Below are 19,232 nucleotides of genomic sequence, written 5' to 3'. Positions count from 1 at the left end.
AAAAATATGAAAATTTTTTATTTATTATTAGCTCCTTTATTGTTATTTGCTGATGCACAAGCAAATGCAGAACTTTTTGGAGTTTGGACGCTTTTACCACCGGTGATAGCTATTATTTTAGCTTTTATCACTAAAGATGTAGTGCTTTCGTTGTTTATTGGTGCATTAAGTGGTACTTTTATGCTAGGACTTATTGAAAATAGCATTTATCATGCTATTATTGCTTCTTTTACAGGCTTTATTTCTAAAGTGGTAAATGCCATGGCAAGTCCTGGTAATGCAGGAATTTTACTACAAGTTTTAACCATAGGTGGGGTTGTAGCTCTTATTACCAAAACAGGTGGTACTAAGGCTGTAGCTGTTTGGCTTTCTACTAAAGCTAAACAGGCAAAAAGCTCACAATTTGCTACTTGGTGTATGGGGATTTTTATTTTCTTTGATGATTATGCTAATTCATTAATCGTAGGTCCTATCATGCGTCCGGTAACAGATAAATTTAGAGTAAGCCGTGAAAAACTTGCTTTTATTATGGATGCAACTGCAGCACCAATTACCGGTCTTGCTATCATTTCTACTTGGATAGGACTTGAAATTTCTTTAATTCGTAGCGGATATGATTTAATCGATAATGCAACTTTTGCGCATTTAGGTATAGTAAAAGAAGAAATCAATGCTTTTGAGATCTTTGTACAAACCTTACCTTATAGATTTTATAATCTTTTTATGCTGATTTTTGTTGTTTTGACTATTTATACAGGTAGAGAATTTGGACCTATGTTAAAAGCTGAGCTTAGAGCTAGAGCGGGTAAATTTTCTCATGGTCATGAGCAAATTGATAATATAGAAGATAAGGTTTTAGAGCCAAAAGAGCATGTAAAATTACAAGCTTCTAATGCTATTATACCTCTAGCTGTTTTGATTGTATTTTCATTTATAGGTTTTTATTTTAGTGGTTATAATGCCCTAGATGATGCGAGTATTAAAGCACAAATTGATGCAGTACCATTTAGTTTATTTGCCTTTAGAGAAACTTTTGGCGCAGCTGATGCTTCGGTTGTATTATTTCAAGCAGCACTTTTAGCTACCATAGTAGCTATTATTTTAGGAATGTATAGAAAAATATTTACTTTAAAAGAAGCTATTGCAGTTTGGACCCATGGTTGGAGGACTATGATTATGACTGTGATTATTTTACTTTGTGCATGGTCATTAGCTTCTGTGATTAAGGATTTAGGAACTTCTAAATATTTAATTGATTTATTTTCAGATAAAACACCTATTTACTTGCTTCCTACGGCAATTTTCATTTTTGCTTCTATTATATCTTTTTCAACAGGAACTAGTTATGGAACTATGGGTATTTTAATGCCTTTAGCTATTCCTTTAGCTATGGCTGTTGGTGTTCATAATGAATTAAGCGGAGCAGAGTTGCACCAATATATGATTATTAATATTTCAGGGGTTTTAACAGGAGCTATTTTTGGAGATCATTGCTCGCCAATTTCTGATACAACTATACTTTCATCTATGGGAAGTAAGTGTGATCTTTTAGCTCATGTTAGCACGCAAATGCCTTATGCTTTGAGTGTTTGTGCTATTAGTATACTTTGTGGTTATTTACCAGTAGCACTAGGACTTAATGTATGGCTAGGGCTTGTTTTTGGAATCTTAGCTATGATAGCTTTACTTTTTGTAGTTGGCAAAAAGGTAGATGCATAGATGCATTTTGAAGAAAAAATTGCTTTAAATAAAGCATTGTTTTCTTCTTTATATGATAAAGAAATTCAGTGCTTTAAATCACCTTTAAAAGCTTATAGAACTAGGGCAGAATTTTCTATATATCATCATGAAAATGGGGAAATTTCTTATGCAATGTTTGAAAACAAGAAAAAAATTCCTATTGAGAAATTTGATATAGCAGATGAAAAAATTCAAGACTGTATGCCTATTTTATTAAATAATCTAAACGAAAATTTAAAACATAAGCTTTTTGGAGTAGAGTTTTTAGCTACAAAATTAGATTTAAGTATAACTTTACTTTTCCATAAAAATATAGAGCTAATTACACAAGATTTACAAGAATTAGCAGAAAAATTAAATCTCAAGCTCATAGCAAGAAGCAGGGGTAAAAAACTTGTATTTAATGGGGAAAATTTAAGACAAGCTTTAAAAATCAATACAAATGAATTTTTATATGAGTTTAATAATGATTGTTTTATCCAGCCTAATACTTTTATCAATGAAAAAATGATTGAATGGGTTGTATCTTGTGTAGAGAGTGATTTTAAACAAGATTTATTAGAGCTTTATTGTGGTTATGGAAATTTTACAATAGCTTTAGCAAGAAATTTTAACAAAGTTTTAGCAACTGAAATTTCTAAAAAAAATATCGAATTTGCTTTAAAAAATTGCGTTTTAAATTCTATTGAAAATATAACTTTTACAAGACTTTCTAGTGAAGAGTTGAGTCAAGCTTTGAAAAAAGAAAGAGAATTTAACCGCTTAAAAGGCATAGATTTAGATAGCTTTAAAATATCTCATGTCTTGGTTGATCCTCCAAGAGCAGGGCTTGATGTAAGCGTGATTGAACTTATTAAAAATTATGAAAATATCATTTATATTTCGTGTAATCCTATTACTTTAAAAGAAAATCTTGAAATCTTATGTCAAAGTCATGAAATTTTAAATTTAGCCTTTTTTGATCAATTTGCTAATACTCCTCATCTTGAATGTGGGGCGCATTTAAAAATAAAAGCTTAGTATAAGTTAGAATTTATACAAGCTTTGTTATTATAAAAATAGTTGATTTAATCAATTAATTTTTATAAAGGATTTCTTATTTTATTTCAAAAAATTACTTATACAAATAGAAAAATACTCTATAAAGTCAATGAAATTTTAAAACCCTTTGGATTAAAATCAAGTGATTGGAGGGTTTTTGTATATTTAAATCAGCATGGCTATAGTACTTTAGCTCCAATATGTGAGTTTTATCAGATGGATAAAGCTATACTTTCTAGAGTTGTTTCTAAATTAGCAAAACTTGAATATATAGAGTTTTTAAAAGCAGATGATAAAAGAGAAAAAATCATTACTTTAAGCGCTAAAGGTAAGGAAATTTTTTTAGATGCAAATGCTTATATAAGAAAATATGAAAGAAATATTTTAGATATCTTAGATGTAAAAGATCAAGAAAGACTTTTAAAATTACTTGATTATATCAATGAGAAAATTTAAAAGGTTTTTTCATGGGATTAAGTAAAAAATATAATTTATTTAATATAAATTTTTTCTGTATTTTTGGGATAAATTTTGCTATTTGTCTTGTTTTTTATATGAGTACTATTTCTAGTACAGATTATGTTTTAGGTGTTTTAAACCTTCAAACTAGCACCGCAGGTCTTATTATGGGAGCTTTTGTTATAGGCGCTTTGCTATCTAGACTTTATTTTGGTTCTATAATTGATGATGTTAATATAAAAAAGGTTATAGTGTTTTCGCTTTTGTTTTATCTTTTTATTAATTTAATGTATTTGAAATTTTATAATGTATATTTTTTAATTTTAATACGCTTTTTAGCAGGGATTTGTTACGGAATTTGTTCTTGTGCTTGTGGGGCAGCTATTGCTAGGATAATACCTAGCAATAAAAGAGGAGTTGGTATAGGATATTATGCTACAAGCGTTGTTTTAACTTCAGCTTTAGGGCCTTTTTTGGCCATAAAACTTGACTCTATCAATCAATTTTGGCTCAGTTTTTTAATAGCTTGTTTGAGTATTGTCTTTGCGTTAATCTTATCTATTTTTTTAAAAGTAAGAAGATTTAAAAAACATCATCATATAAAAAGAAAATTTAGTATTTATAATTATTTTGAAAAATCAGTTTTAAAATTAGCCTTGGTAACCTTTTTGCTTGCATGCCCTTTTGGTGCTATTATAGCTTATATGAGTGCTTATACCCAAAGTTTAAATTTAGCTTTTGCTGGATCTATGTTTTTTGTGATATATGCTGGATTTTCTATGATTTTTAGACCACTTGCTGGTAAAGTGTTTGATAAATATGGTGCTAATATTGTGATGATTTTTTCTTTTTTGAGTTTTATAGTATGTTTGCTTTTACTTGCTTTTGCATTAAATTTTTATATGATTATTTTAGCTGGAGTTTTTTGTGCGTTAGGTTATGCTAATGCTACTTCAAGTGCTCAAGCTTTAGCTATAAAACTTGCACCTAAAGAAAAAATGGGCTTGGCTAATTCTACATTTTTTATAGCCTTAGATTTTGGTATAGGAGTAAGTCCTTATTTGCTAGGCATTATAGAGCCAAGTATAGGTTTTGCTAATGTTTATGCTTTTTGTGCTTTATTAGTTGCAATGGCTTTGATTTTGTATTGTTTGTTGGTTGTAAAAAAAGCTTCTTATTAATTTGATTTTAGATACAATGCTTTAAAAAGGAAAAAGCATTGTGTGATAGTTATAAAATACTAAGTACTATGAAAAATATAGCCATCATAGGACTTAGCCCTAATCAAGATAAACCTTCTCATTTTGTAAGCAAATATTTACAAGATTTAGGTTATAAAATTTATCCCATCTACCCTAAAGAAGATTTTATTTTAAATGAAAGAGTTTATAGAAACTTAAAAGAAATCCCTTTTGAAGTTGATACGGTTGTAATGTTTAGAAAAGCAAGTTTTGCAAATGAAATTTTTGAGGATCTTTTGAGTAAAAAGATTAAAAATTTTTGGATGCAACTTGGCATTATTAATGAAGAAATAATGCAAAAATGTAAAAAATATGGTATAAATTGCGTTCAAGATCGTTGCATTAAAATAGAACTACAAAAAGGATAATCATGGTTGAATTAAATAAAATTTATCAAGCAAAACAAAAAATCGCAGATTTTGTATTAAAAACCCCTTTTGTGCACTCTTCTTTTTTGAGTGAGTTTTTAGAAGCTGATGTTTTTTTAAAATGTGAAAATTTGCAAAAAACAGGTGCTTATAAAATTAGAGGAGCTTATAATACAATAGCTAATTTAACTAAAGAACAAAAACAAGCAGGTGTAATAGCTGCAAGCGCAGGAAATCATGCGCAAGGAGTAGCAATTAGTGCTAAAAAATTTGGCATAGAAGCTGTGATTGTTATGCCTGAAGCTACGCCTTTATTAAAAGTAAGTGCGACTAAAAATTTAGGCGCAAAAGTGATCTTAAAAGGAGATAATTTTGATGAGGCTTATGCTTATGCACTAAATTATGCCAAAGAACATCATTTAAATTTCATTCATCCTTTTGAAAATGAAAGTATTATAGCAGGACAAGGCACTTTAATGCTTGAAATGCTTGATGAAATAAGTGATTTGGATATGATTTTAGCTCCAGTTGGTGGGGGAGGTTTGATTAGTGGAGTGGCAAGTGCTGCTAAGCAAATTAATCCTGCTATAAAAGTTATCGGAGTGAGTGCTAAGGGAGCTCCTGCGATGTATGAGAGTTTTAAAAGTAAAAAAATGATTAATTCAAAAGCTGTTAGAACTATAGCTGATGGTATAGCAGTGCGTGATGTGAATAAAATTAATTTTGATATTATTCTTGAATGTGTTGATGATTTTATTCAAGTTGATGATGAAGAAATAGCTAATGCGGTATTGTATTTACTTGAAAAACACAAAATAACAGTTGAAGGAGCAGGAGCATCAGCAGTAGCTGCACTTTTGCATAAAAAAATAGATTTAAAAAATCATAAGAAAATCGGTGTGGTTTTAAGTGGTGGAAATATTGATGTACAAATGTTAAATATTATTATAGAAAAAGGCTTATTTAAAGCTTTTAGAAAAATGCTTATTAATGTTACTTTAGTTGATAAACCAGGGGCTTTAAGTGCTTTAAGTGATGCAATTAAGGAAGCTCAGGCTAATATAGTTAAAATTGACTATGATAGATTTTCAACCAAGCTTGAATATGGTGATGCAATGATTTCAATTACCTTAGAAACTAAAGGAAAAGAGCATCAAGAATTAGTTAGAAAGATACTTTATGATAAAGGTTTTAATTTTAATGAAATTTTATGATATATTAAATATAATATTTTTTAAATAAAACCAAAAAAAGGGTAAAAGTGTCACAAGAGAAAATTTTAGAACCAGATACACTAATAACTTCTAAAACAGATTTAAAAGGAGATATCATTTATGCTAATGATGATTTTTTAAAATATGCTGGTTATAAAATGAATGAGATTTTGTATAAACCACATAATATTGTGCGTCATCCTGACATGCCAAAAACGGTTTTTAAATGTTTGTGGAATTATATACAAGATGGAAAAGAAATTTTTGCCTTTGTAAAAAATAAAACCAAACAAAATGATTATTATTGGGTTTTTACTAATGTTACAGCTTCATTTGATAATCAAGGAAATATTATAAATTATTATTCAGTAAGAAGAAAACCTAAAAGAGAGGCCATACCTGTTATAGAGCAAGTTTATAAGGTTTTATTAGAAGCTGAAAAAACTGGAGGTATAAAAGCTGGAGTGAATGAACTTATGAAGATAGTTAATTCTTATGGTATGAGTTATAATCAGCTAATTTTAGAGCTTCAAAAATAATTTTATAAAAACATTTAAAAAATGTTTTTATAAAAAAAGGTATAATCAGTCTGATTAATTTAAATTTAAGGAATTTATCTATGTCTTTGGAAAAAGTTCTAACTCCAGATGTTTTAATAACATCAAAAACTAATTTAAAAGGTGAAATTATCTATGCCAATGAGGATTTTTTAAAATACTCTGATTATAAAATTGATGAAATTTTATATAAACCTCATAGTATTATGCGTCATCCTGATATGCCAAGAACTGTTTTTAAATATTTATGGGATAATATTCAAATGAAAAGAGAGGTTTTTGCTTTTGTAAAAAATAAAACAAAATTTAATGATTATTATTGGGTTTTTGCAAACATAACAGCTTCTTGTGATTCTAATGAAAATATTTTAAATTATTATTCAGTAAGAAGAAAGCCTAAAGCAGAGGCTGTTAAAACAATAGAAGAAATTTATAAAGTTCTTATAAGAAAAGAAAAGGAAGGCGGTATAAAAACAGGACTTGAAGAACTAAATGCTGTAGTAAAATCTTATGGGATGAGCTACAATGAATTAATAATGCAAATTCAAAAATAAAAGGATGTTGATGAAAAATATAGTATTAGTTGGTATTGGTCTGGGTATTTTATCTTGTGCAAATTCTATATATTTTATGGATTTTATTTCTTTTGGGTTTTCTTTAGCTTTGTTATTATTGTTTGCTTTTGCTTTTGTTGTTTTAAAAAAAGAAGATCAATTTAGTGATAAAATCTTAGATCTTAGCAGAGAATTAAAAAATGGTAATTTTGATTCAAGAATTGTATATATTAAATGTAGCAATAAAAAACTTAAAGAAATTGCGGATAATCTTAATAATACTATAGATGGTTTAGAAGCTTATTTGAGAGAAATTAATACTTCTATTGCTTGTTCTCAAAAGGGTGAGTATTTTAGAAGAGCTATTCCTGAAGGTTTAAAAGGAATTTTTGTTCATAATATTAACTTTATCAATAAAGCTTTAGATGATATAGAAAAAACAGGAAAATCTGTTTTTAAAAATGCTTTATCAAGAGAATTGATGGATTTGAGTTTAAATAGCCAAAATAAAAATTTAAATGACTTATCTTCTGCTTTAAATGGTATTATTAAGTTGATGAGGGAAGTTTTTGGTGATATTAAAATAATATCAGATACTGCTCAAAAGAATGGTTTAGAAGTGGGCAATTTACAAGATTCGATTTCTTCTATGATGCAAGTGGCTGATGAGAGTAAAAAAGCTGTTGATACTTTTGCATCTAATGCTCAGAGTATTAATGCAATTGTAGAAGTTATTAGAGATATAGCAGATCAAACTAATCTTCTTGCGCTAAATGCGGCTATTGAAGCTGCTCGTGCGGGTGAACATGGAAGGGGTTTTGCTGTGGTTGCAGATGAGGTAAGACAACTTGCTGAAAAAACACAAAAAGCAACTGGCGAGATTACCTTGGCAATTCAAGTAATGAATCAAGAAATTGGCTCAATACAAGAAAATAGTGAAAAGGTATTTGATATTGCAAATTCTTCTAACAGTAAAATCGCTGATTTTAGCGAAGCATTTAGAGAATTAGAGGATAAAAGCTCTCATTTAGGAAAAGAATTTGTTAATTTTGCTTCTGATTTGACTTTATCGGCTATGAAAATAGATCATATTTTATATAAATCAGATGTTTATCTAACTCTTAATGGTTCTCAGCAAAATCTACAAAATCTTGATCCAATCTCTAGTCTATGTAAAGATGAAGATGCAAAAAGTATTTTCTGTCCTTTAATCTCTCAAAATGAAATGGATTCTAAGAGCGAAAAAATACAACACTCTGCAAATAAAGCTATAGAAATAGCTAAAAAAGAAAATATTTCAAAAGAAGATTATGATTCAATTATTAGTGATATAAGAGAGTTAGAAAAAGATAGCAAATTAATTATGGATAAACTAGAAGCTTAATAAGCTTCTAGTTTTTACACAAGAGCTATTTTTAATACTTCATTTAAAGTTTTTACCCCAATTATTTTCATATTTTTTACTACTTCCTCTGGGATATCTTTTAAATCTCTTTCGTAGTTTTTATGTGGAATAATAGCTGTTTTAATATCAGCTTTATAAGCAGCGATTAATTTTTCTTTTAAACCACCTATTGGTAAAACATTGCCCATTAAGTCAATCTCTCCTGTCATTGCAACATCAGATCTTACTTTTTTGTCACTAAAAATAGAGGCAATAGCTGTGGTGATTGTTATACCTGCACTTGGCCCATCTTTTGGTGTTGTGCCATCTGGAACATGAATATGAAGATTGTATTGATTGTAAATGCTTTCATCTTTTTTATAAAAAAGATTTTTTGGTGTTTTGATTTGTTCTTCATCAATTAAATTTTTAATAAGACTTTGAGCAATTTTTGCTGATTCTTTCATAACATCACCCAAACTTCCTGTAAGAGTTAACTCGCCTTTGCCTTTGATTTTAATAGCTTCTATTTTTAAAACATCTCCACCCACTGCAGTCCATGCAAGTCCATTTACTTGACCGATTTTATTTTCTTTTTCATGTTTTTCTATTTCAAAGACTTTTTTGTTTAAAAAATCTTTTAAATTTTCAGTATTAATTTGAATGTGTTTAGTATTTTCCTCTAAAAGAAGTTTTTTAACGCATTTTCTGCAAACTTCAGCAATCTTTCTTCTTAAATTTCTTACACCTGATTCTCTAGTATATTCACTGACTATTAATTCTATGGCTTCATCATCAAAGCTAATTTCTTTTTCTTTAAGACCATGTTTTTTTATTTCATCAGGTATGAGGTAGTTTTTAGCTATTTGGAATTTTTCTTGAGGGGTGTAAGAGCTAAGCTCTATAAATTCCATTCTATCTTTTAAAGCAGGTGGGATTAAACTTGCATCATTTGCTGTGGCTATGAAAATGATTTTACTTAAATCGATGTTGAAATTTAGGTAATAATCTCTAAATTTAGTATTTTGTTCAGGATCTAAGATTTCAAGCAAAACTGCACTTGGATCTCCTCTATGGTTGCGACTTAGTTTATCAATCTCATCAAGCACTACTACAGGATTACTTTGTTTAGCTTCTATAAGTCCTTGTATAATGCGTCCTGGCATAGCTCCTATATAGGTTCTTCTATGCCCTCTTAATTCATTTACATCTTCTAAACCGCCTAAAGCTATGCGTACTAATTCTCTTTTTAATGCTTTTGCGACTGAATTTGCCAAAGAAGTCTTACCAACACCTGGAGGTCCAACTAAACACAAGATAACTTTTGCACCATCTCTATCTTTAATTTTGCGTTTTTCTAAAAGCTCTTTTACTGCAAAATATTCTTCAATACGTTCTTTTGGTTTCTCTAGGGCATAGTGATCACTATTGAGTTGTAAAGATACATCTTTTAAATTTAGTTTTTTCTTTGAGGAGTGCTCAAAAGGTATATCTAAAACCGTTTCTATGTAAGTTTGCACCATAGAGGCTTCTGAGTTATCTTGATGAATTCTTTCATATTTTTGAATTTGTTTTTTGATTTCTTTATAAGCTTCTTCATACATAAAAGCTTTTTTCTTTTCTAATTTTTTATTATATTCTTCTACTTCGCTTTCTTTTTGTATGTCACTTCCAAGCTCTCTTTGAATTTGCTTGAGCTGTTCTTTTAGGAAATATTCTTTATTGACTTTATCTATTTTAGAATGAACTTTGTTTTTGATTTCTTTTTGAATTTTATTTGCTTCAATTTCTTTAGCTAAATAATCAATTAAATTTAAAAGCTTGGTTTCTAAGTTAGTTTCGATGAAAAATTCATACGCTTGTTGTTTTTTGATTTTAATGGAATTTAGTATTAAATCACAAATTCTACCAGGCTCGACATCTTCTTCTATGGTTCTTAAAAGATCGGGTGGAAAATAATGACTCACGGTAGATAAAGCTTTAGCTTTTTCTCTTACTACTTCGATGATTGCTTCTTTTTTTGTGCTGCATAATGGTTCTTGGTGGATTAAATCAACTAGAGCAAGTAAGGGGTCATCTGAAATTTTTTCAACTATCTTAGCTTTGGCATAACCTTGAAATAAAATTTTAATTCTACCATCAGGCAATGGAACTTTTCTCATAATGGTTCCAATAACCCCACAATCATAAATTTCATCAAAACCACGTCCACCTTCAATCTTAGATGGTGCTACAAAAATCATACTTTCATTTTGTAAAGCAGTATCTAAGGCTTTGATATTTTGCATATCATTTAAAAAAATTGGTGTTATCATAAAAGGGTATAAAAAAAGCTCATCTTCCACAAGAACAGGAAGTTTTGTTGGATAGTTTTGAGTGTTTTCTAATTTCATTACATTATACCTTCTTCAAATATTTTTCTATACCATGGAAGTTCTGGTTTAATCATATCGATTTTATTAAAATCGGAATTTTCTATTTTTTGCTTATAAATCTCATAGCTTTGCTCTCTATTTTTTTTATGATATAACTCTGCTATGCTGGTATCAAGGTAAAAAACCGCAAGATTAAATTTAGTAAGCATGGTGTCAATTAAATCATTATATTGCACATTAGGATAGCTTTGATTGTATTCTTTGATTTCTTCTATTGTTTTTAACATTAGTGCTTGATTACGATTTGGAACAGCAAAAGAGTCAAATTTGGCTTTGATTTTTAAATATCTTATATAAGCTACATTTTGTGAATCACCAAATTTATTTAAGTATTCATCAAGATAAAAATTTGCCATTTCATACTCTTCTTCACTAATGTGAGCTTGAGCCAATATAAGCAAAGTTTGTTCTAATAATGGATCAGCTATATGTTCAGCTGCCATTGAAGTATAATGTTTATCAGCTGCTTCAAGATTTTTTTCTTGTAAATCTTTTATAATTTGTTGATACCATTCCATCGAACTTAGATTATACAAATCTTCGGCTTTTTTTGAGCTGCATGCCCCTAAAAATAAACCTGCGATAATAAACGAAAAAATAAAAAGTTTTTTCATGATGTTACCTTATAAATTTATATAGTTTATAATTATAGTGTTTTTATGTTTATGAAAATGTTAATTTTTGAATTAAAATTATAATCAAAAAGTTTTAATTAGCATAATTTAAAAAGTTGGAACTAAAATTGCTTTATGAGTTGTAATTTCTTAGTCAATAGATTTTAGGAGGCAAAATGAACTTAGAGGTTAAATGTCCTATTTTGGGGTTTGAAGATACCAAAAATATGAACTTTTATAAAATAGATGAGGTTTTTTATAGACTTAAAAGCCTTGATGGTAAAGATTTTTCTTTTGTGATGATTGATCCTTATATGATCCGTCCTGATTATGATTTTGAAGTACCTGATTATTATCAAGAATTATTAGCTTTAAATGAACAAACTAATTTTGGTGTATTTGTTATTGTCGCTATTAATGAGCCATTAGAAGAATCTACGGTTAATTTTTTAGCACCTGTTGTGATGAATTATGATAATAATTCTTTAGTACAAGTGATTTTAGATACAAGCAAATATCCTAATTATTTTCAATCTGAAAAGATTTCAGCTTTTATTAAACAAGCAAAATAATGTCTGAAATTTATATTTTAGGAAATGGCGCTATGGCAAGTGCTATAGCTAAAGGTTTAAAAGATACTTATAAAGTAGTTATTGTTGCTAGGGATTTAAAAAAAGCTAGTAGCTTAAATTTAGAAGTTTTATCTTATGAAGAATTTGATTTAGAAGATAAAAATGTTATTTTAGCATTTAAACCTTATGCTTTAGAAGAAGTAGCTATTAAATTAAAAGGCAAGGCAAGATGGCTTATTTCAGTTTTAGCAAATACTACTTTTGAGCAACTTCATTGTGTTAATGCGCAAAATTATATAAAAATCATGCCAAATACAGCAGCTGAATTTAAAGCCTCAGCGACTGCGTATTTGATGGAAAATGATTTATATAAAGATGAAATTTTATCTTTGTTAAATACTTTTGGTAAAACCATAGGTTTGCAAAATGAAAAAGAATTTGATGTGGCTATGGTTTTAAGTGGCTGCGCTCCTGCGTTTTTGGCTTTGGTAGCAGAAAGTTTAGCAAATGCAGGTGTGAAAAATGGTCTAAAAAATGAGCTTAGTTATGAGCTTACTCGTGCTTGTTTTGAAAGCTTTAGTGCTTTATTTAATCATACACATCCTGCTATTATTAAAGAAAAAATTTGTTCTCCAGCAGGAGTGACTATAAGAGGAGTTGAGGCTTTAGAAAAAAGAGCTTTGCGCGGTGCTTTTTTTGAAGCTTTTAATGTAAGTTTAAACAAATGAAGCAAGCTTTTAGTCTCCTAGAGCTTGCTTTTTGTATTGTAATTTTATCTTTTGTTTTTGGATATTATTATCTTATATTTGCAAATAAATCTTTAAATATTATATGGCAAAATCAAATCCTTTTTAATGAAGAAAAAGAATTATTTATGCAAAATCCCTCATATAAAACAAAAGAAGTAAATATAAATACTTATAACTTTTTAGAATACACTAGTGATGAGTTTAAACTCAAATCTTTAAAAATAAAAGATTTATCCTATAAAGAAGCCTTTATAGATGAAAAAAGCTTTTAGTTTATTAGAGCTTGTGCTAAGCCTTGTTCTCTTGGGTGTATTGATTGTTATCTTAAGCAATCCGGCTATACATCTTTATAATCATAGTTACAAAATTAAAAATTCCAACACAGTATTTTTAAATTTAAATCAAACTTTGCTTAGTATGGAAAAAATTTATCATTCTTGTTTAAATGCGACATTGACAAGTAGTTCTTTTGAGTGCTATATGAGTGCAAATGATGATATTTTTTATGATGTATCATTGAAAAAATTAAACTTTAGTGGCATTATTTTAGAAAACAATGAAAGTTTTTTTAGTCCAAAAAGCAATTTACATTTTATAGAAAATGGAAATTCTAAAGGAATTTTAAGTAATTATAAAGATATCCATAGCGAAAAAAAGTTAAAAATATATGCTAATGATTATATGTATTTTTATGATATAAAAAATTCAAAAATTTATAAAGCATTAGTGAATGATAGAGAGAAAATCCATTTTAATAATGAGAAATTTAGTGGATTTTATACTATTTTATATGCTTATGTTAGAGTATATTTAGAAAATGAAAATATTTATATGCAAATAGATGATTTAAATCATAACAAACGATCTTTTTTACTAGCTCAAAATATTTCAAAGCTTATTTTCAAGCAAGATGATAAGGCGCTAAAAGTTTTAATATGCGATAAAAGTCAAAATGAATGTTTATTTAAGTGGATGTTTTTATGAAAAAATCGTTTGCTATGGTTTATACAATATCTTTTATTTTATTTATCTCTTTTGTTATGGTATTTATAATAAAAATTTCTTCATATTCTCCAAGAATTATGAAAGATTTAACTCTTTATACTCAAGGAAAGATTTTGCTTTATGATACAAAAGAGCTTTCTAAATATTTTTTATATCAAGCCTATTTAGAGGGTAAAGAATGTTTAAATGAATATAATTTTGAATATAATAATATAAAAATACGAATTGATTATGCTTATCCTTTAGGTGAGTGTAAAGAATATAAATTGATAGCAAATGATGTTAATGCAAAAAGCATTATAGCTGTAAATATTAGTGTGTTACTAAATGGTAATAAAGCGGTAAATGAAGAAGTGTTTTTACAAAAAAGTTTTTTTGTTTATCCTAAATTAGATTGAATGTAAGTTTGAACTCCAATGGCTATCATTTTTACCCCCATAGCCATAATAAAAACTAAAGCAATACGTGAAAAAACATAAAGTACAAGTTTTCCTATGACTTTTTCAATGGTAGCTGAAAAGTGAAATAAAGCAAAAATAAAAGCAAAGGTAAGTAGTACAGAAGCTATAGCTATAGTTAAATTTTGATCTTCTGAAATAACCACTATCGTTGAAAGTGTTCCAGGTCCTACTAGCATAGGAAATGCCATTGGAACTATACTTTTTTTCAATAATTCTTTATGACTTAATCCTTGATAATGTTGAAATTGAGAACTTGATGGAGTAAAAAGTAAGTTTTTAGTACTCATAATGATTAAAATCAAACCACCCGCAACTCGTAAATCATTAATATCTATTTTAAATAAATATTTCATAATAAACGGTCCAGAAAGTAAAAAAACTAAAACAATACAAAATGCAGTATAAATGATATTTCTAAAAAGTTTTTTTCTCGTATCAGCATCTAAGCCCTCAGTCATTGCGATAAATTGTGGAAGATTTCCAAAAGGATTTAAGACTGCTATAATAGCAACAGAAGCAAGTAAAATAGCATAAATTTCAGATTCTATATCTGAAAACATAAGACAACCTTTTATTTTCCCAAGCTTTTAAGCTTGGGATTGATTTAATAATTATAGTCCTTCAAAAGGATTAGTAACAACTTCTTTTCTATCTACGATATAAGGGATAAGTGCTACATGTCTTGCACGTTTAATAGCAACTTCAACCATTTCTTGGTGTTTTTTGCTAGTACCTGTTAAACGGCGTGGCATGATTTTAAATCTTTCTGATAAAGCATGTTTTAGCAATGCTGTATCTTTATAGTCTATGAAATCAACTTTAGCTTCTGTATATTTGCAATATTTACGTGAATATTTTCTTTTTTCTGCCATGTTTTTTCCTTTAAAATGGTAATTCTGTATCATCATCATATTTATCAATATCAATTTCCTTCATAGGAGCTTCCTTTTGAGGATTTTGATAAGTATTAGATGGGTTTGTTCTAGTTTGTACTTGAGCATAAGGATCAAAACTTTGTTGTTGGTTAAAATTTTGATTATAGCCATAATTTTGATTGTCAAAATTGTTTTGTTGGTTATTTTGTACAGTTGAACCTAGCATTTCTAAATTCTCAACTTGAATGCTGTGTTTTGATCTATTTTGTCCATTTTGATCGCTCCACTGCTCAAATCTCAAACGACCTTCAATTAAAACTTTACTACCTTTGTTAAGGTATTGATTAGCAATCTCTGCTGTTCTACCAAAAAAACTAATGTCGATAAAGCAGGTTTCTTCTCTTTTTTCTCCTGTATTTGTACTAAATCTTCTTGTTACAGCTATAGCAGAAGAGCCTATCGCGCTACCTGATGGAGCATAGCGCATCTCTATATCCCTTGTAAGATTACCTACTAAAACGACTTTATTAAACATTAATTAGCCTTCTGTATTTTCACTAGCTTTGATTTCTTTTTTATTTTGTTTGATACCTTTGCTTAGTTTTTCCCAAGCTGCAATTTCTTTTTTATTTTCATATTTTACGATTAAAAATCTAATTACTTCTTCAGTGATTCTTAATACCCTTTCAAGCTCTGCTATTAAATTTGTAGGAGCTTTGAAATAAATCACAAAATAAGTTCCTCTTTCGTATTTTTTAATTTTATACGCAAGTTTTCTTGTTCCCATTGGAACTACGCTTTCAATTTCTGCGCCATTTTTTGTAAGGACTTCTTTTACGAATTCCAACTTAGCACTTACTTCTTCTTCTGTAAGTGTCGGTTTTAATATGAATAAAACTTCATAATGTCTCATTTAATTTCTCCTTATGGATATAAAGCCTAAAATTTTTAGGCAAGGATTTTGCATAAAATGCAAATTTTATTTTACCATAAGTTTTCTTAATTTAACTTTTTAATATGGAGCTAAGTTGTAAAAGTGTTGCGATTAAAAACTCTTTTTTTTCTATTTTAGAATTCTTTTTTAATTCATATTCGCAATTACAAAGTGTTAAAAAGATATGTTTATATTGTGATATTTTGATCACAAGAGCTTGTTTTTGAAGATTTTGTGTCACAGAAATAGGCGGGGCATAGCCTAAAATTTCTTTTAAGTCTAAATTTCCATAAATTTTAACATGTAATGCAATTTTAAAAAGTCTAGAAAAATTTGCATATAAGGCGTTAATCAGTGCTATTTCATTATAATTTTCTAAAATATTTTCAAATTCGTTTCTTAAATCTTGTTTTTGCATTAATTTATCAAAAAAACTTTCAAAGCTAATAGTACTTAAGCTATAACAATGCTCTTGAATAATTTTTTCATCGATATTTAAACCGCTAAATTTATTTAACTCATTAGCTGCTAAATACAAATTCTCATTAAAATTATAAAAAAGAGCATAGAGGGCATTTTGAGTGATGTTAATATTTAATTCTTTGGCTTTTAAAGCTAGTAATTCCATACCTTCTTTGGCTGAATTTACTTTATAAAATCTACAAAAATTATTAGCAAAAATTTTTTCCGCTTCGCTTTGTTTGGAGCTTTCATCATAAATTTCAAGTAAAAAATAATTATCTTGCGAATTTTGACAAAGCTGTAAAAGTTGTTTGAGTTCTTTGCTTGGGATTTTCTTTTGAGTTTTGATTTCTAGCAGTTTTCTTTCACTAAATAAAGAAGCACTAGATAAATAATCATGGGCTTGCTTAAAATCATATTCTTCAAAATAAAATCTTAAACTCTCATCAAAAGAGTATTTGTCTTTAATAAATTTAGCATAAAGCTCTATTTGGAAATTATCCGCTCCATAAAGTAAGAAATAATTAGGAAAACTATTGCTATTAAGTAAGCTTTGGAGTTGATTTTTATACATTTTGGTTTCTTTCTAAACTAAAATGCTTGGTAATTTTGCCAAAAATTTTAGCACTAACAATATCTACTTCAGTGATTTCTACTTCTACATTTTCTAATAAATTTGCCCTTGAACCTATGATGGTAATCAAAGCTCCTTTAATTTCATCATTTAATTTTACTTGTAATGAACTTTGATTTTCTACCACCAAAGCCTTAAATCTTTTTCCTATATTTTCTTTTGCCCATCTTGCAAATTTTCTATCCATGAAATGCCAAGCAACTTTATCCGCCTCTCTTTCTAGTAAGCTTAATTCCTCACAAGTACTTTGTATATTTAAAAGTAAATAATTAAACATTTTTTCATCATTGTTGATTTTGGCTTTTAAAAGTCTATGTAAAATAAGATCAGAATACCTTCTAATAGGACTTGTAAAATGGGTATATTTATCAAAACCTAAGCCAAAATGTCCCGCATTTTCACTAGAATATTCTGCCTTTTTTTGTGCTTTGATGATGAGCTTATCTACTTCTTCTCTTATATCTAGCTCATTTGCTAAGACTTGAATGTCTTTAAATAATTCTATGACATTATTTTTAGGATTAATATCTATACTAAGTGTTGAAAGATCAGCTAGTAATTGATCTATTTTTTTATAATCAGGACTTAAGTGATTTCTAAAAACTCCTATATCAATGAGTTTTGCTGCAGCTTTATTGGCTAAAAGCATACAATCTTCGATTAAATTATGTGAGGCTGTGTCATTTTCAAGGCGTGTTTTTATGAGTTTGTTATTTTCATCTAAAGTCATTCTTAGCTCTTGGGTTTTAAACTCACAAGCATTTTTTAGACGTTTTTTGCGTAAATTTTGAGTGATTTTAAAAACTTCATAAAGCCAGTTAATCGCACCTAAATCTTCTTGCGTTTGTAAATACTCATCAACTTCATCATAATTAAAACGGCGTTTTGAGTTGATAATAGCCTCAAAAAGCTCTTCTTTAATCACTTCATTGTTTTGATCTAAACTTATTTTAAAACAAAATGCTAACCTATCTTCATTAGGTTTTAGTGAGCAAATATTTTCACTCAAAGCTCTTGGCAACATAGGTATGGCAATATGAGGAAAATAAATCGAAAAGCCTCTTGATCTTGCTTCTTTGTCAATAGCACTATAAGCATGCACATAAGCGCTTACATCAGCTATGGCTATATAAATGGCATGTTCATTTTTATCATAATAAATTGCATCATCAAAATCTTTTGCATCAATTGGATCAATGGTGCAAAAATTTAAATTTCTAAGATCTTTTCTTGATGGATACATACTTGCATCAACTTTATCTCCATAAGCTTTTGCTTCATTTTCACATAAATTATCAAAAATTGCATTTTTATTAAAAAGTGCTAAGGAAATTTTTTCATCAACAAAATCATCATCAATATGCCCTATCACTTCAGTGATATTATTATCATGATTTTCTATTTTTAAAATAGTTCCTAAAGGCAGAGCTTTTAAAGATTTTTGAGAGGCTTTTAAGACACATGTAAGTCCTGTTTGAATATTTACTCCAAGGACTGCTTCTCCGTATTTTTTAGTCATAACCAAAGAAGTTTCGTGGGCTCTTTTAAGTATAAAAATAACTTTAGCGCTTGGGCGCTTTTTTTTAAGAGGGAGTAATTTTGCCACAACTATATCAGCATAATTTGCTCCTTTTAAATTTTTATTTTCTATGAGTAAATCACGCTTAAAAGCAGGATCAAAACTTTCTAAAAATCCCGTTCCATTAACAGAAATATCAATCTTACCAAAAGTAAAGCCATCTTTTAAATAGTATTTATTTTTATAAAATTTAATAATATCACAAGTTAATAATTCTCTAATGATTTGCTTGTTTTTATTGGAAATTTCATTGGCATTTAGACCATAACTTAGTTGATTAAATAATTCTTTCATAAGACTCTTTATAGTAATTTTTCAAAACTTAAATTTTATCATAAAAGGATTAAATTTATA

Annotated in this window: 22 protein-coding genes; 14 read left to right on the top strand and 8 right to left on the bottom strand. The window is 28.3% G+C overall.

The window, feature by feature from the left end; genetic code table 11:
• The first annotated feature begins 6 nt into the window (after positions 1-6).
• The 9 genes from L8U41_RS03290 to L8U41_RS07870 all read left to right on the top strand — a co-directional run bounded on the left by L8U41_RS03290 (position 7) and on the right by L8U41_RS07870 (position 8,558).
• Positions 7-1,719 (top strand): Na+/H+ antiporter NhaC family protein, encoded by a 1,713-nt coding sequence (locus L8U41_RS03290; RefSeq protein ID WP_263727805.1) that lies wholly within the window; start codon positions 7-9, stop codon positions 1,717-1,719.
• A complete protein-coding gene (gene trmA, locus L8U41_RS03285) occupies positions 1,720-2,760 on the top strand; it encodes a tRNA (uridine(54)-C5)-methyltransferase TrmA (protein WP_263727804.1) in 1,041 nt (346 codons plus the stop codon).
• Positions 2,761-2,814: 54 nt separating this feature from the next.
• Complete coding sequence (locus L8U41_RS03280) at positions 2,815-3,237, top strand: MarR family winged helix-turn-helix transcriptional regulator (RefSeq protein ID WP_220516650.1); 423 nt, start codon at positions 2,815-2,817, stop codon at positions 3,235-3,237.
• An 11-nt stretch (positions 3,238-3,248) separates the two neighbouring features.
• A complete protein-coding gene (locus tag L8U41_RS03275; protein WP_263727803.1) occupies positions 3,249-4,421 on the top strand; it encodes an MFS transporter in 1,173 nt (390 codons plus the stop codon).
• 68 nt (positions 4,422-4,489) lie between these two features.
• Positions 4,490-4,849 carry a CoA-binding protein gene (locus L8U41_RS03270; RefSeq protein ID WP_052243414.1) on the top strand — a complete coding sequence of 120 codons (360 nt, stop codon included), beginning with the start codon at positions 4,490-4,492 and terminating at the stop codon, positions 4,847-4,849.
• 2 nt (positions 4,850-4,851) lie between these two features.
• Entirely contained in the window at positions 4,852-6,063 is a 1,212-nt protein-coding gene (gene ilvA, locus L8U41_RS03265) for a threonine ammonia-lyase (protein ID WP_263702080.1), read from the top strand.
• A 47-nt stretch (positions 6,064-6,110) separates the two neighbouring features.
• Positions 6,111-6,602, top strand: coding sequence for a PAS domain-containing protein (locus tag L8U41_RS03260; protein ID WP_263678712.1), 492 nt, complete (start codon positions 6,111-6,113; stop codon positions 6,600-6,602).
• An 80-nt stretch (positions 6,603-6,682) separates the two neighbouring features.
• Positions 6,683-7,174 carry a PAS domain-containing protein gene (locus L8U41_RS03255; RefSeq protein ID WP_263727802.1) on the top strand — a complete coding sequence of 164 codons (492 nt, stop codon included), beginning with the start codon at positions 6,683-6,685 and terminating at the stop codon, positions 7,172-7,174.
• Between the two features lie 4 nt (positions 7,175-7,178).
• Positions 7,179-8,558: a methyl-accepting chemotaxis protein gene (locus L8U41_RS07870; RefSeq protein ID WP_412175023.1), complete on the top strand. Its 1,380-nt coding sequence runs from the start codon at positions 7,179-7,181 to the stop codon at positions 8,556-8,558.
• A gap of 14 nt (positions 8,559-8,572) precedes the next feature.
• On the opposite strand, the gene lon is transcribed toward L8U41_RS07870, so the two are convergent.
• Positions 8,573-10,951 carry an endopeptidase La gene (gene lon / locus L8U41_RS03245; protein ID WP_263702079.1) on the bottom strand — a complete coding sequence of 793 codons (2,379 nt, stop codon included), beginning with the start codon at positions 10,949-10,951 and terminating at the stop codon, positions 8,573-8,575.
• Positions 10,951-11,607: an outer membrane protein assembly factor BamD gene (gene bamD / locus L8U41_RS03240; RefSeq protein ID WP_263708143.1), complete on the bottom strand. Its 657-nt coding sequence runs from the start codon at positions 11,605-11,607 to the stop codon at positions 10,951-10,953. Before bamD ends, lon begins: the two co-directional genes overlap by 1 nt.
• A gap of 176 nt (positions 11,608-11,783) precedes the next feature.
• Between bamD and fliW the strand changes: the two genes are divergently transcribed.
• The 5 genes from fliW to L8U41_RS03215 are packed head-to-tail and all read left to right on the top strand — an operon-like array spanning position 11,784 to position 14,331.
• Positions 11,784-12,179 (top strand): flagellar assembly protein FliW, encoded by a 396-nt coding sequence (gene fliW / locus L8U41_RS03235; protein WP_263663168.1) that lies wholly within the window; start codon positions 11,784-11,786, stop codon positions 12,177-12,179.
• Positions 12,179-12,907 (top strand): pyrroline-5-carboxylate reductase, encoded by a 729-nt coding sequence (locus L8U41_RS03230; protein WP_263727801.1) that lies wholly within the window; start codon positions 12,179-12,181, stop codon positions 12,905-12,907. Before fliW ends, L8U41_RS03230 begins: the two co-directional genes overlap by 1 nt.
• Positions 12,904-13,200 carry a hypothetical protein gene (locus tag L8U41_RS03225; protein WP_263727800.1) on the top strand — a complete coding sequence of 99 codons (297 nt, stop codon included), beginning with the start codon at positions 12,904-12,906 and terminating at the stop codon, positions 13,198-13,200. The genes L8U41_RS03230 and L8U41_RS03225 overlap by 4 nt, the downstream gene beginning before the upstream one ends.
• Complete coding sequence (locus L8U41_RS03220) at positions 13,184-13,912, top strand: prepilin-type N-terminal cleavage/methylation domain-containing protein (RefSeq protein ID WP_263727799.1); 729 nt, start codon at positions 13,184-13,186, stop codon at positions 13,910-13,912. The genes L8U41_RS03225 and L8U41_RS03220 overlap by 17 nt, the downstream gene beginning before the upstream one ends.
• Complete coding sequence (locus tag L8U41_RS03215) at positions 13,909-14,331, top strand: hypothetical protein (RefSeq protein WP_263727798.1); 423 nt, start codon at positions 13,909-13,911, stop codon at positions 14,329-14,331. The genes L8U41_RS03220 and L8U41_RS03215 overlap by 4 nt, the downstream gene beginning before the upstream one ends.
• On the opposite strand, the gene L8U41_RS03210 is transcribed toward L8U41_RS03215, so the two are convergent.
• The 6 genes from L8U41_RS03210 to L8U41_RS03185 form a co-directional block, all read right to left on the bottom strand.
• On the bottom strand, positions 14,313-14,954 hold the full coding sequence (locus L8U41_RS03210) for a MarC family protein (RefSeq protein ID WP_263702075.1): 642 nt from the start codon (positions 14,952-14,954) through the stop codon (positions 14,313-14,315). The genes L8U41_RS03215 and L8U41_RS03210 overlap by 19 nt on opposite strands.
• A 51-nt stretch (positions 14,955-15,005) precedes the next feature.
• The gene (gene rpsR, locus L8U41_RS03205; RefSeq protein WP_039618521.1) at positions 15,006-15,266 is read right to left on the bottom strand and encodes a 30S ribosomal protein S18; all 261 of its coding nucleotides are present in this window, start codon (positions 15,264-15,266) and stop codon (positions 15,006-15,008) included.
• 10 nt (positions 15,267-15,276) lie between these two features.
• A complete protein-coding gene (locus tag L8U41_RS03200) occupies positions 15,277-15,804 on the bottom strand; it encodes a single-stranded DNA-binding protein (protein ID WP_263663174.1) in 528 nt (175 codons plus the stop codon).
• Positions 15,805-15,807: 3 nt separating this feature from the next.
• Positions 15,808-16,182: a 30S ribosomal protein S6 gene (gene rpsF, locus L8U41_RS03195; protein WP_263663175.1), complete on the bottom strand. Its 375-nt coding sequence runs from the start codon at positions 16,180-16,182 to the stop codon at positions 15,808-15,810.
• Positions 16,183-16,273: 91 nt separating this feature from the next.
• Entirely contained in the window at positions 16,274-17,239 is a 966-nt protein-coding gene (gene holA / locus L8U41_RS03190; RefSeq protein WP_263727797.1) for a DNA polymerase III subunit delta, read from the bottom strand.
• A complete protein-coding gene (locus L8U41_RS03185; RefSeq protein WP_263727796.1) occupies positions 17,232-19,172 on the bottom strand; it encodes a VacB/RNase II family 3'-5' exoribonuclease in 1,941 nt (646 codons plus the stop codon). The genes holA and L8U41_RS03185 overlap by 8 nt, the downstream gene beginning before the upstream one ends.
• Between the last annotated feature and the right edge of the window lie 60 nt (positions 19,173-19,232).

Source organism: Campylobacter sp. RKI_CA19_01116, from assembly GCF_025771405.1.
GTDB lineage: Bacteria > Campylobacterota > Campylobacteria > Campylobacterales > Campylobacteraceae > Campylobacter_D.
This window is presented reverse-complemented; position numbering and strand designations above follow the sequence as displayed.

Excerpts from the sequence above, each read along its gene's own strand:
- L8U41_RS03275 (WP_263727803.1), top strand. The coding sequence starts at position 3,249 with ATGGGATTAAGTAAAAAATATAATTTATTTAATATAAATTTTTTCTGT.
- L8U41_RS03290 (WP_263727805.1), top strand. The coding sequence starts at position 7 with ATGAAAATTTTTTATTTATTATTAGCTCCTTTATTGTTATTTGCTGAT.
- fliW (WP_263663168.1), top strand. The coding sequence starts at position 11,784 with ATGAACTTAGAGGTTAAATGTCCTATTTTGGGGTTTGAAGATACCAAA.
- L8U41_RS03270 (WP_052243414.1), top strand. The coding sequence starts at position 4,490 with ATGAAAAATATAGCCATCATAGGACTTAGCCCTAATCAAGATAAACCT.
- L8U41_RS03200 (WP_263663174.1), bottom strand. The coding sequence starts at position 15,804 with ATGTTTAATAAAGTCGTTTTAGTAGGTAATCTTACAAGGGATATAGAG.
- rpsR (WP_039618521.1), bottom strand. The coding sequence starts at position 15,266 with ATGGCAGAAAAAAGAAAATATTCACGTAAATATTGCAAATATACAGAA.
- L8U41_RS03225 (WP_263727800.1), top strand. The coding sequence starts at position 12,904 with ATGAAGCAAGCTTTTAGTCTCCTAGAGCTTGCTTTTTGTATTGTAATT.
- lon (WP_263702079.1), bottom strand. The coding sequence starts at position 10,951 with ATGAAATTAGAAAACACTCAAAACTATCCAACAAAACTTCCTGTTCTT.
- L8U41_RS03185 (WP_263727796.1), bottom strand. The coding sequence starts at position 19,172 with ATGAAAGAATTATTTAATCAACTAAGTTATGGTCTAAATGCCAATGAA.
- ilvA (WP_263702080.1), top strand. The coding sequence starts at position 4,852 with ATGGTTGAATTAAATAAAATTTATCAAGCAAAACAAAAAATCGCAGAT.
- L8U41_RS03215 (WP_263727798.1), top strand. The coding sequence starts at position 13,909 with ATGAAAAAATCGTTTGCTATGGTTTATACAATATCTTTTATTTTATTT.
- rpsF (WP_263663175.1), bottom strand. The coding sequence starts at position 16,182 with ATGAGACATTATGAAGTTTTATTCATATTAAAACCGACACTTACAGAA.
- L8U41_RS03210 (WP_263702075.1), bottom strand. The coding sequence starts at position 14,954 with ATGTTTTCAGATATAGAATCTGAAATTTATGCTATTTTACTTGCTTCT.
- trmA (WP_263727804.1), top strand. The coding sequence starts at position 1,720 with ATGCATTTTGAAGAAAAAATTGCTTTAAATAAAGCATTGTTTTCTTCT.
- L8U41_RS03255 (WP_263727802.1), top strand. The coding sequence starts at position 6,683 with ATGTCTTTGGAAAAAGTTCTAACTCCAGATGTTTTAATAACATCAAAA.
- L8U41_RS07870 (WP_412175023.1), top strand. The coding sequence starts at position 7,179 with ATGTTGATGAAAAATATAGTATTAGTTGGTATTGGTCTGGGTATTTTA.
- holA (WP_263727797.1), bottom strand. The coding sequence starts at position 17,239 with ATGTATAAAAATCAACTCCAAAGCTTACTTAATAGCAATAGTTTTCCT.
- L8U41_RS03230 (WP_263727801.1), top strand. The coding sequence starts at position 12,179 with ATGTCTGAAATTTATATTTTAGGAAATGGCGCTATGGCAAGTGCTATA.
- bamD (WP_263708143.1), bottom strand. The coding sequence starts at position 11,607 with ATGAAAAAACTTTTTATTTTTTCGTTTATTATCGCAGGTTTATTTTTA.
- L8U41_RS03220 (WP_263727799.1), top strand. The coding sequence starts at position 13,184 with ATGAAAAAAGCTTTTAGTTTATTAGAGCTTGTGCTAAGCCTTGTTCTC.